Source organism: Desulfatitalea alkaliphila (genome assembly GCF_022968795.1).
GTDB classification, from domain to species: Bacteria; Desulfobacterota; Desulfobacteria; order Desulfobacterales; family Desulfosarcinaceae; genus Desulfatitalea; species Desulfatitalea alkaliphila.
Genome location: NZ_JALJRB010000032.1, coordinates 40336 through 50734, shown reverse-complemented (window position 1 = coordinate 50734; position 10399 = coordinate 40336). Strand labels below are relative to the sequence as shown.

The 10399-nt window shown below is 63.5% G+C and carries 9 protein-coding genes; 2 read left to right on the top strand and 7 right to left on the bottom strand.

Annotated elements, in window-relative coordinates; genetic code table 11:
* The first annotated feature begins 306 nt into the window (after positions 1-306).
* The gene (locus MRX98_RS19460; protein WP_246914069.1) at positions 307-792 is read left to right on the top strand and encodes an acyl-CoA thioesterase; all 486 of its coding nucleotides are present in this window, start codon (positions 307-309) and stop codon (positions 790-792) included.
* 31 nt (positions 793-823) lie between these two features.
* Complete coding sequence (locus MRX98_RS19455) at positions 824-1252, top strand: HIT family protein (protein ID WP_246914067.1); 429 nt, start codon at positions 824-826, stop codon at positions 1250-1252.
* Positions 1253-1268: 16 nt separating this feature from the next.
* On the opposite strand, the gene MRX98_RS19450 is transcribed toward MRX98_RS19455, so the two are convergent.
* The 7 genes from MRX98_RS19450 to MRX98_RS19420 all read right to left on the bottom strand — a co-directional run bounded on the left by MRX98_RS19450 (position 1269) and on the right by MRX98_RS19420 (position 10356).
* Positions 1269-2279, bottom strand: coding sequence for a tRNA 4-thiouridine(8) synthase ThiI (locus MRX98_RS19450; protein WP_246914065.1), 1011 nt, complete (start codon positions 2277-2279; stop codon positions 1269-1271).
* 4 nt (positions 2280-2283) lie between these two features.
* On the bottom strand, positions 2284-3660 hold the full coding sequence (locus MRX98_RS19445; protein WP_246914063.1) for a sigma 54-interacting transcriptional regulator: 1377 nt from the start codon (positions 3658-3660) through the stop codon (positions 2284-2286).
* Positions 3653-5455, bottom strand: coding sequence for an ATP-binding protein (locus tag MRX98_RS19440; RefSeq protein ID WP_246914061.1), 1803 nt, complete (start codon positions 5453-5455; stop codon positions 3653-3655). Before MRX98_RS19440 ends, MRX98_RS19445 begins: the two co-directional genes overlap by 8 nt.
* A 147-nt stretch (positions 5456-5602) precedes the next feature.
* On the bottom strand, positions 5603-7021 hold the full coding sequence (locus MRX98_RS19435; RefSeq protein WP_246914059.1) for an NAD(P)/FAD-dependent oxidoreductase: 1419 nt from the start codon (positions 7019-7021) through the stop codon (positions 5603-5605).
* Positions 7022-7049: 28 nt separating this feature from the next.
* The gene (locus MRX98_RS19430; RefSeq protein WP_246914057.1) at positions 7050-8438 is read right to left on the bottom strand and encodes a sigma-54-dependent transcriptional regulator; all 1389 of its coding nucleotides are present in this window, start codon (positions 8436-8438) and stop codon (positions 7050-7052) included.
* A complete protein-coding gene (locus MRX98_RS22215) occupies positions 8435-9958 on the bottom strand; it encodes a sensor histidine kinase (RefSeq protein ID WP_246914055.1) in 1524 nt (507 codons plus the stop codon). Before MRX98_RS22215 ends, MRX98_RS19430 begins: the two co-directional genes overlap by 4 nt.
* A gap of 5 nt (positions 9959-9963) precedes the next feature.
* Positions 9964-10356: a response regulator gene (locus MRX98_RS19420; RefSeq protein WP_246914053.1), complete on the bottom strand. Its 393-nt coding sequence runs from the start codon at positions 10354-10356 to the stop codon at positions 9964-9966.
* Between the last annotated feature and the right edge of the window lie 43 nt (positions 10357-10399).

The following is a 10399-nucleotide window of genomic DNA, read 5'->3' as shown; positions in this document are numbered from 1 at the left end:
GGACCCACCCGCCGGCGGTCGTTCAACGCACCACAAAACCAGTATCAGTATCGATTTTCGAACAACGCGCCTTGTGTCGCAAATCATGTCATCCCAATAGGAATGCCTCCGGCTCTTGTGCTGCTGGTCTACCGTCCTGGCAGCGTCGGTCCGGCAGCGCAGGTGTTGCGGCATCGGGGGACCGGCCCTATAATGGGGCCATTGCAATGGAACGCGGCGACAGGGCGGCAGGTTGTTTTGTCGGGTCGCGTTGGATGTGCGGCCGGTGTGGCCGATTGGGTAACGATGAAAAAAGGAGGGGGTTGTATGGAAGAGGAGCGAACGGCAGGCCAAAGCAGCCTGGTGGTGTCCCATTTGGTCCTGCCGGGGGATACCAATCCGGCGGGCAATGTGCACGGCGGTGTGATCATGAAGCATATCGACAATGCCGCGGGGATCGTGGCCCATCGCCATGCGCGCAGCAATGTGGTGACCGCCTCCATCGATCGTTTGGATTTTCACAACCCGGCTTTCGTGGGGGAGCTGCTGACCTTTAAAAGCAGTTTGAACTATGTGGGCCGCAGCTCCATGGAGATCGGGGTGCGGGTGGAGGCGGAGAACCTGCTCAGCGCTGATGTGCGGCACATTGCTTCGGCCTATTTGACTTTTGTCAGTTTGGACGAAAACCACCGGCCCAAGCCGGTGCCGCGGTTGCGTTGCGAATCGGGTGAGGAGCTTCGGCGCAACCAGGAAGCCATCGCCCGTGCGCAGCTGCGTCGCTGCGAGAAGCAAAAGGAGCAGGCCAACGGTTGATCATGATGACGTTGACGGGAAGGAGCGGCCGATGACCGATTGCATATTCTGTCGTATCGTGGCCGGCGAAGTGCCGGTCGCCAAGGTGTACGAGGACGACCAGACCCTGGCCTTCATGGATTTGGGCCAGGTCAACCCGGGCCATGTGATCGTGGCGGTCAAGCCCCATGTGGCCGACATCTACGGGCTTTCGGATGCCCTGGCGGCGGCGGCGTTTCAGACGGCCGCCAAGGTGGCCCGGGCGGCCAAGCAGACCTTTCATCCCGACGGCATGACCCTGCTGCAGGCCAACGAGCCGGCGGGGTTGCAGACCGTCTTCCACTTTCATCTCCACGTACTGCCCCGCCATGTGGACGACGGGGTTGCGCTCACTTGGCCCGCCAAGCACCCGCCCCGAGAGGAGCTGGAACGGCTGGCGGGGCTTTTGCGGGAGGGTGTTCAGGCGCTGCCCGCCCTTTGAGCCTATCGCGCATTCCTCATGTGATCAGGAAGCGGCGTGCCTCTTCGGGCAGCACCGGCAGCACGCTGATGGTGTCATCGCGTCCGGCGCCGCTGACCTGGATTGGGGTGGGGCTGGTTTCGGGGGCTTTGCTGTAGCCGGCGCAGATGGCGGCGGCCAGAAAGACCATTTCCCGGCTGCCGCCGCCGGGCATAATGACGGTGGGGCCGGGCCGCCCATTGGTTTTGAGCAGCAAATCGTGCTGGGGATCGTAAAGCTGCGCCAGTTGTTCGTTGTCCTGCTGGGTGCGGCCGACGACGATCTTGGTGGTCGGGTTCAGGCGCATGTGGCGGCCGTGCTGCAGCAGGTGCAGGGCGCCGGGCGCAAGTTGGCTGTCGTGGTCCATCAGGTCCTTGAGGCGTCGCGAGTAGCCGGGGTCGGTGAGCAGACAGCCGCCGGCAGGGGCGGGGTAGTCGGTGATCCCGTAGTGCGCCGCCAGGGCGATCTGGGGCTTGCGTGATCGGCCGCTGAGATCCAGCAGCCGGCCGCGGTCCACCAGGCCCTGCTCTTCCATGGGGGTTTCGGGCAGGCGTTGGGCGCTCAGGGGCCGCAGGATGCGGTCGGCGAATCCGGAGTGCTTGGCCACGTAGCGCAGGGAGGAGGCGGTTTGGGACATGGGGCGCTGGCCCAGTACTTCGCCGCTGAACAGAAAGTCGAAGCCGTGGGCCTGCATGAATTCGCCGGCCTTGCGGAACATCAGGGCGTGGCAGTCCATGCAGGGGTTCATGTTTTTGCCGAAGCCCGCCCGCGGTGCGGCGAGCATGGCCAGATAGTCTTCGGTGATGTTCAGTACGTGCAGGGGTACACCGGTGAGGCGGGCGGCGTTGCGTGCCTTGTCGGCATTGAAAAAGGGGGTTTCGAAGTTGATCCACTCCACGTGGATGCCCTGGTCCCGAAGCACCAGGGCCGAGAGCATGCTGTCCAGGCCGCCGGAGCAAAGGCCCAGGGCGCGAATAGGGTCGGGGGATGCGGATGCTTCCAAAGTCATTGGGCTACATTTCTCCGTATTGCTTTAACTTGTTGTGCAAGGTCTTGCGGGTGATGCCCAGGCGCCGGGCCGCCTCGCTTTTGTTGCCGCCGGCGGCCGCCACGGCCGCCAGGATCGCTTCCCGCTCGATTTCTTCCAGGGGGCGGTCGACCGCGGCGGCGGTCGCTTCCGCGGCCCCCTTGGCCTGATCGATATCGTTTTTTTCTTCGGCTGCCGCGATGGTAGCGGGCAGCTCCTTTTCGGTGATGTAGTCGCCGGTCATCAGAATCACCGCCCGTTCCACGGCGTTTTCCAGTTCGCGCACGTTGCCCGGCCAGTCGTGTTTGAGCAGCAGGTCCATGGCTTGGGGCGAGAACCCTTTGACCGTTTTGCGGTTCTTGGCGGCGTAGCGTTTCAGGAAGTGTTGTGCCAGCAGGGGGATGTCGTCGCTGCGGCGGCGCAGGGGCGGCACTTCCAGGGTGATCACGTTGAGCCGATAGAAGAGATCTTCGCGGAAACGGCCCTCGGCCACCTCCTTGGCCAGGTCCCGGTTGGTGGCGGCCAGGATGCGTACATCCACGTGCAGGGTTTGCCGGCCGCCGACCCTTTGGACTTCCCGCTCCTGGATGGCGCGCAGCAGCTTGGCCTGCATGGTGGGGGTGGTTTCGGACACTTCGTCCAGAAAGAGGGTGCCGCCGTCGGCCTGCTCGAAGCGGCCCGGCCGGGTCCGGTCTGCGCCGGTGAAGGCCCCTTTTTCGTGGCCGAACAGTTCCGATTCCAACAGGGTTTCGGCGATGGCCGCGCAGTTGACCACCACCAGGGGGTTGTCCCGCCGCGGGCTGTTGAAATGGATGGAGCGGGCGATCAGCTCCTTGCCGGTACCGCTCTCGCCGGCGATCAGCACCGTTGCCTCGGCGGGCGCCGCCATGGCCAGGGTGTCCAGCAGGGCCTTCATGGCCGGGCTTCGGCCGATGATGTTGTCGGCGTGGAACCCGGCCCCCAGTTTGGCCTTGAGTTGTCGGTTTTCGGCCTTGAGGCCGGCATGCTCGCGGGCGCGGGTGATGCTGATTTTTAGCGCGTCGAAATCCAGCGGCTTGATCAGGTAGTCGTAGGCCCCGGCCTTGAGGGCCTCCACCGCCGAGGCCACCGAGGAGTAGGCGGTCATGATGATGATGGGAATGGCCGGATTGTAGGCCTTGATCTCCTTGAGGGCGTCGATGCCGCTCATGCGGGCCATGCGCACATCCATCAGGATCAGGTCCACCGGTCCCTGCTGGATGCGTTCCACGGCGCCGGTGCCGTCGTCCACGCCTTCCACGCGGTAGCCCCAACTGGTGATCAAGGTCTTGAGGGTGGTCAGATGGCCCGGATCGTCATCCACCACCAGGATGGTTTCATTCATTTGCGGCCTCCGATGGGGAAGGGACGTCGTCCGCGCAGGGCAGGGTGATGGTGAAACGGGTGCCCTGGCCGGGAACGCTGTCGAAGGTGATGCGCCCGCCGTGGGCCTCGATGATCTTGTGCACGATGGCCAGGCCCAGCCCCGTGCCCTTGGGCTTGGTGGTGAAGTAGGGGTTGAAGATCTTGTCAGCGTCCGCCGCGGCGATCCCGCTGCCGGTGTCGCTGATGTCGATGCGCACCCGGTGCTTCCCGGCCGGGACGCTGGCGACGCTCAGGCGGCCTCCCGGCGCCATGGCCTGGATGGCGTTCAAGTAGAGGTTGAGCAGGCATTGGGCCAGCCGGTCGGGGTCGACATGGGCCGCGCAGAGGTCGGCCGCCAAGTCGGTTTGCATGGTGATGCCCCCGGCGGCGGCATCTTGCTGCACCAATTGCAGGGAACGCTCGATCAAGGCGTTGGTGTCACTGCGCCGCGGCGCCACGTCGGAGGGCCGGGCGAAGGCCAGCAGGTCGCTGATCACCCGGTTGAGGCGGTCCACCTCGCGGGACATCACCCGGGCCGCTTCGCGGTCGGGGCTGTCGGCGGGGAACTTGCCGGCGAAGTAGGTGGCCATCCCCTTGATGGAACTGAGCGGGTTGCGGATCTCATGGGCCATGCCGGCGGCCATGCCGCCCAAGGCGGCCAGCTTCTCCTGACGCCGCACCTCGGCCTGCAGGCGCCGCAACTCCCCCAGATCCCGCACGATCAGCACGTGACCCACGAACTGCCCGGCTTCATTGAAAATGCGGGTGGCGCTGACGCTGATGGGCACGCTGTGGTCCGGGTGCACGTCGATGTTCATTTCCCGGTCGTTGATCGCCTGCCCTTGTTCCAGTTGTGTGAGCAGGTCGCACAAGGGTTGGGGCAGCACCGCTTGCGGGGTCATGCCGAGGGCTTGGCGGCCCGGAGCGCCGAACAGCGCCTCGGCGGCGGCGTTGAAAAAAGCGATGCGCCCCAGGCGGTCGGTGGCGATGAGCCCCACCGGCAGATGGGTGACCACCTGATCGGCAAAGGCGCTGGTGTCCTGCAGCGAGCGCCGCGTGGCGCGGTAGCTGTTCATCCAGAAAAGCGATACGAACCCGGCGAATCCCAGCAACAGCAGTCCGGCGGACATGGCGATGGTGTGGCGCACCGCGCCTTCGACCATCTCTTCCAGCGGCTGCATGTCCAGGCCGACGGCGATGAACCGGTCTCCCTGCGCGGCGCTATCGCCCCAGGGTGCATAATCCGGCAACATGCGACGGCGATGCATGGCTTCCATGCCGGGGCTGCGGCCGCGCCGCGGCGGTATCAGGGGCCGGAAGGGGCGCAGCACCTCGAAGGCCGATCGCCCGTCTTCTAGCACCAGTGGTATTTTCTGCTCTTCGAGGTCATCAGACAAAGCAAGCGCGTCCAGGTGAGGATGGAGAGGCCGTCCGATTCGTTCCGGGTCGCTGTGGGCCGTCACCGTGCCGTCGGCGGAGATCAAGGCGATGTAGAGCACCTCGGGCAGCAGGGCGCTCTCTTCCAGCAGCCGCTGCACCTGGTTGCCGCCCCACATCATGCCGGTCATGCCGGTGCGCGCGCCGGCCTCCACCGCCCGGATCAAGGCCACCCCGCGGGCGCTGAGCACTTCGGTCATGTGGCGGTGGTCCCGTTGGATGTTCTGCAATGCCAGCACCACCACCACGATCAGCAGAATCAGGGCGGCGCCCAGGATGAGCCAGGGCGAGGTGCGCATGCCGGCGCCGGGCGCCGATTGGGTCTTGGTGATTCTCATGGGGGCAAAATAGGCGTTTGCGGGTAAAATGTAAACAGGTGCTCAGGAGGGGACGCCCTTTCACGAGTACTGACGGGGGGACGCCCTTTATATTTTTATATTTCTGCCCAAAAAGGCAGAAATATAAAAATATAAAGGGCGTCCCCCCTATTCCAGGATGGCTTTGGCCGGAATCAGGCCGGTGGCCGCGGCGGAGACGATGTTACCGGCCACGCCGGGGCCGTCGCCGGCCACGTAGAGCCCCCGGACGGCGGTTTCCAGGTGGGCGTCGGTTTCGACCTGGGTGGCGAAGAATTTGATTTCCGGCGCGTAGAGCAGGGTTTCGTCGTTGGCCACACCCACCACCACGCGGTTGAGCTGCTCCAGCCCCTCGATGATATTGGTCAGGATCCGCTCGGGCAGAGCCATGGCGATGTCGCCGCACACCACGTTGGTCAGGGTGGGGCGGATGTAGCTTTTTTGGATGCGCGGCCAAGTGCTGCGGCGGCCGCGCTTGAGATCGCCGAACCGCTGCAGGATGGGTTTGCCGCCGCCGATGAGGGTGGCCAGGTGGCCGATGGCCTCGCCGTAGGCCTGGTTGTCGGTGACCGGTTCGGTGAGCACCACCTTGGACAGGAAGGCGAAGTTGGTGTTCTCCGATTTGTGGTCCTGGTAGGCGTGGCCGTTGACGCACACGAAGCGGGCGTAGTTCTCCAGGGCGACGAAACCGCCCTGGTTGGTGCAGAAGGTGCGGGTCTGGTCGTCGTATTTGCGGGTCTGGATGAAGAAGGTGGGGTCGTAGATCACGCTGCACAGGTCGTGCAGGATGTCGTTGTGCACTTCCACCCGCACGCCCACTTCGATACCCCTTTGGGTGACGCCCAATTGGAGTTGCTCGGCCAGTCGCCCCATCCAGTCCGCCCCGGCCCGGCCGGGCGCCAGAATGACATGGGGGGCGCGGTACGCACCCCGTGCCGTACGCACCCCCTGCACCCGGCCGTTGGCCACCTCCACCGTGCGCACCTCCTCGGAGGTGTGCAACGCCACGCCTTTGCGGCGCAGATGATCGGCCATGGCGCCGATGTGGCCGGGCAAATGGTCGCTGCCCAGGTGCTTTTGCTTGATGAGCAACAGGTCGATGCCGTAGCGCTTGGCGTTTTTGCGGATCGCTTCGGCCACCGCCATGTCGGTGGGGTAGACCGGTCCGTCCATGCCGAAGCGGTTGAAGATCGCCTCGGTTTCATCGATCAGGGCACGCGCCTCGGGCAGGGGCAGAAACTGGGTCAGGTCGGTTTTGCCCAGCTTGTGGATGTAGTTGAGTTTGCCGTCGGAAAAGAGCCCGGCGCCGCCGACGCCGCACAGAATGTTGCACGGTTTGCAGCGTTGGCAGGCGACGGCGGTCAGCAGCATGGGGCATCGGCGCCGGTCGGGCGCCTTGCCCTTGTCCAGGATCAGGACCTTGAGGTGGCCTTGTTCGCACAGGGCGTGGGCGGCGAACAGCCCGGCCGGCCCGGCGCCCACGATGATCACATCATAATCGGCGGCGCCGGCGGGTGCTGCGGCGTTTTGGGGCTTGTGTGGCGGCATGGGTTGCAATCGTCATCTTTTTAGACGGTTATAACCCGTTTGGGCGCAGTTCGTCCACCCCGTATTTTTTCATTTTGCGCCAGAGGCTGGTGCGGGGGATGCCGAGGATTTTGGCGGTGCGTACCTTGTTGTAATTGGTGGCCTCCAGGGCGCGGATGATGTGGGCCTTTTCCTGTTCGGCCAGGGTGGACAGAGGGTCGGTGGTGACGGTGTCCACTTCCAGCAGATTGAGATCTTCGGGCAGGTCGGCGGCATCGACCCACTTGTCTTCTCCCAGGGCCACGGCGCTGCAGACCATGTGCTCCAATTCGCGCACGTTGCCGGGAAAGGGGTAGCGCAGCAGCAGGTCGGCGGCTTTGCGGGTGAACCCTTCGAAGGCTTTGTTGTAAAGCCGATTGTAAGCCCGCAGAAAGTGGTCGGCCAGCAAGGGGATGTCCTCCGGGCGATCGCGCAGCGGCGGGGTGCGGATCACCACCACCTTGAGACGGAAGAAGAGGTCCTCGCGGAAACGGCCGGCCTGCACTTCGTGCTCCAGGTCCTTGTTGGTGGCTGAAATCAAACGGATATCCAGCGGAATAGACTTGTTGCCCCCCACCCGCAGCACTTGCCGTTCCTGCAGCACCCGCAGCAATTTCACCTGGGTGGGCAAGGCCATCTCGCCGATTTCATCCAGAAACACCGTGCCGCCCGCGGCGGCTTCGAAAAGCCCCTGTTTGACGCTGTCGGCGCCGGTGAAAGCGCCCTTTTCGTGGCCGAACAACTCGTTGGCGATCAGCTCTTCGGCAAAGCCGCCGCAGTTGAACCCCACGAAAGGTTTGTGTTTGCGCAGGCTCCCGTTGTGAATCGCCCGGGCCACCAGCTCCTTGCCGGTGCCGCTTTCGCCGTGGATCAACACGTTGCAGTCGATGCGGGCCACCTTGTTGATCACTTTGATCAGCTCCCGGATGTGGGGGCTGATGCCCAGGATCTCGCGGGTGTTGTCCTTTTTGAGCAGCTCTTCACGCAGTTGCTTGTTCTCCGCCAGCAGGGCCAGCTTGTCCGCGGCACGCTGCAGCACGGCCATGATCTTTTCGGGGGTCAAGGGTTTTTCGATATAGTCGAAGGCCCCGTGCTTGATGGCCTGCACCGCGTCGTCGATGGCGGCGTAACCGGTGAACAGCACCACTTCGGTGGTCGGTGCGGCGGCCTTGATGCGTTGCAGCAGGGTCAAGCCGTCCATATGGGGCATGCGGATGTCGCTGAGCACGATCTGCGCGGGCGCGGCTTGCAAACCGCGCAGGGCCTGGATCGGATCTTCGTAGAGGGTCACCTGGAAATTGCGGCGCGCCAGGATGCGGCCGATCTGTTTGCGTGCGACGGCCTCATCCTCAACGACGGCGATGGTCAAGGGGGGCAGCGATGATGCCGGGGAGGTCACGAAGCGCCTTCCTGTGGTTGCCGTTGATCGCTGGTGGCGGCTGTTTGGGTCGCCCCCCAGGGCAGGGTGACCGTGAATCGGCTGTAGCGCCCCTGCTCGCTGGCCACTTCGATGCGGCCGCCGTGGTTGCTGATGATGCCGTGAGAGACGGACAGTCCCAGGCCGGTGCCCTTGCCGACCGGCTTGGTGGTGAAGAAGGGGTCGAAGATGTTGGGCAGTACCTCGGGAGGAATACCGCAACCGTTGTCCTCGACCTCGACGATGATCCGGTGGTTGGGCTGCTTGCGGGCCTTGAGCTGGATGCGACCGCCCTTGTTCACCGCATCCAGGGCGTTGAGCACCAGGTTCAGAAACACTTGCTTCAACTGCTGCCGGTCGCCCCGGATGGCGGGCAGCTCCGGTTCGATGTCCAGCTGGATGGCCACCCCCCGCACCCGGGCCTGGTTGAAGGCCAGCTTGGCGGTTTCGTTCAACAACAGGGAGAGGTCCAGGGGCTGCATCACCGACTTGTTCTCCCGCGTGAAATCGAGCAGGTTGTGGACAATGGCCCGCGAGCGGTCGGTTTCCTGGATGATGTCGGTGATCATCTCGGTGTGCTCGTCCTTGGACAACTCATCATACTCTTCCAGCAGGGAGTGGGCCGAGAGCATGATGTTGTTCAGCGGGTTGTTCAGCTCGTGGGCCACGCCGGCGGTCAGGATGCCCACGGCGCGAAGCTTGTGGGATTCGATCAGTGAGTTCTGGCGGCTTTCCAGCTCCCGCAGCATGCGGTTGATGGCCACCTCCACCGTGGTGAACTCGTCCCGGTACTTGCGCGCCGGCTTGACGGGGGTGAAATCGCCCTTGGCGATGCGCTGCGTGTGTTGCACCAGTTGTTTGAGCGGTTGCATGAAACGCAGCGATAAAAAACGGGCCACGTAGATCATCAGAAAAAAGAGAAAGATCAGAAAGTAGACCGGCACTTTTTGCACGATATTGAGCCACTTGGCGATCAATTCATGCTCTTTGGCCGCCAAGGCGGCCGCTTCGGTGACGACCTGTGCGCCGTAGCGCCGCAGGTCGGCCTCCACGGCCATGCGTCCGTCGGCGGTATTGAACTCTTGCAGGGATATGGGCGCTAGCATTTTAAGGCTGCTTTGATACAACGCCAGGTCCCGCATGAGCTCCTCCTTGGGCCAGGGAATGGACATTTGCTCCAAGTAGTGCAGGTTTTCGTTCAAGATGGCCTGTGCGTTGGCGGTGCTTTCCAGGGCGTCGTCCAAATTGGTGCCGTAGAGAAAGTAGTTCTTCTCCCAGCGCCGCGCCTGCTCGATGTTGTAGAGGAACCGCTCCCAGGTCGACACCGTTTCGATCTTGCGCTCGATGCGGCTGATGGTCAGCATGGCACCGATGGTGATCACCACCGAGAGGATGAAAAAGGTGAAAAAACCGAGGATGATCTGGAGCCGAAAGTTGAAGCTTGGCCGGCCCAGCAAATCGTCCCGCTCGTCATGGGTGGGGGTGCTGTTGAAGAACCACACGAAGATCAACGCTCCTGTATATCCGTGAACCCCATTTCCGTGGCGGCACGCACCACCATGGACCGCAGGTCGCTGGGTTTGAAGGGCTTGGCGATCATGTCGAAGGCCCCCTTTTCCATGCATTCGCGGGCCAGGTCGCTGGTGGCGAAGCCGGTGATGATGATCACCTTGGCATCGGCATTGACCGCCTTGGCGGCTTCGAGAATCTGAATGCCGTTGACATCGGGCATCATCACATCCGTGACGATAATATCAAACCCCTTTTCCCGAATGCGGTCAAGGGCTTTGCCGGGGTCCTGGAACACATCCACCTCGCAACCCAGCTTTTCAAGGGTGCCCTTGAGGCGTTGGCCCACAATGGGTTCGTCATCGATCAGTAAAACGGTCGGGCGTTTCATGGCTCTCTCCCTGTGCGATAGGCCGGGCGCCGCCCGGCAATGA

Excerpts from the sequence above, each read along its gene's own strand:
- MRX98_RS19435 (WP_246914059.1), bottom strand. The coding sequence starts at position 7,021 with ATGCCGCCACACAAGCCCCAAAACGCCGCAGCACCCGCCGGCGCCGCC.
- MRX98_RS19445 (WP_246914063.1), bottom strand. The coding sequence starts at position 3,660 with ATGAATGAAACCATCCTGGTGGTGGATGACGATCCGGGCCATCTGACC.
- MRX98_RS19460 (WP_246914069.1), top strand. The coding sequence starts at position 307 with ATGGAAGAGGAGCGAACGGCAGGCCAAAGCAGCCTGGTGGTGTCCCAT.
- MRX98_RS19450 (WP_246914065.1), bottom strand. The coding sequence starts at position 2,279 with ATGACTTTGGAAGCATCCGCATCCCCCGACCCTATTCGCGCCCTGGGC.
- MRX98_RS19440 (WP_246914061.1), bottom strand. The coding sequence starts at position 5,455 with ATGAGAATCACCAAGACCCAATCGGCGCCCGGCGCCGGCATGCGCACC.
- MRX98_RS19455 (WP_246914067.1), top strand. The coding sequence starts at position 824 with ATGACCGATTGCATATTCTGTCGTATCGTGGCCGGCGAAGTGCCGGTC.
- MRX98_RS19420 (WP_246914053.1), bottom strand. The coding sequence starts at position 10,356 with ATGAAACGCCCGACCGTTTTACTGATCGATGACGAACCCATTGTGGGC.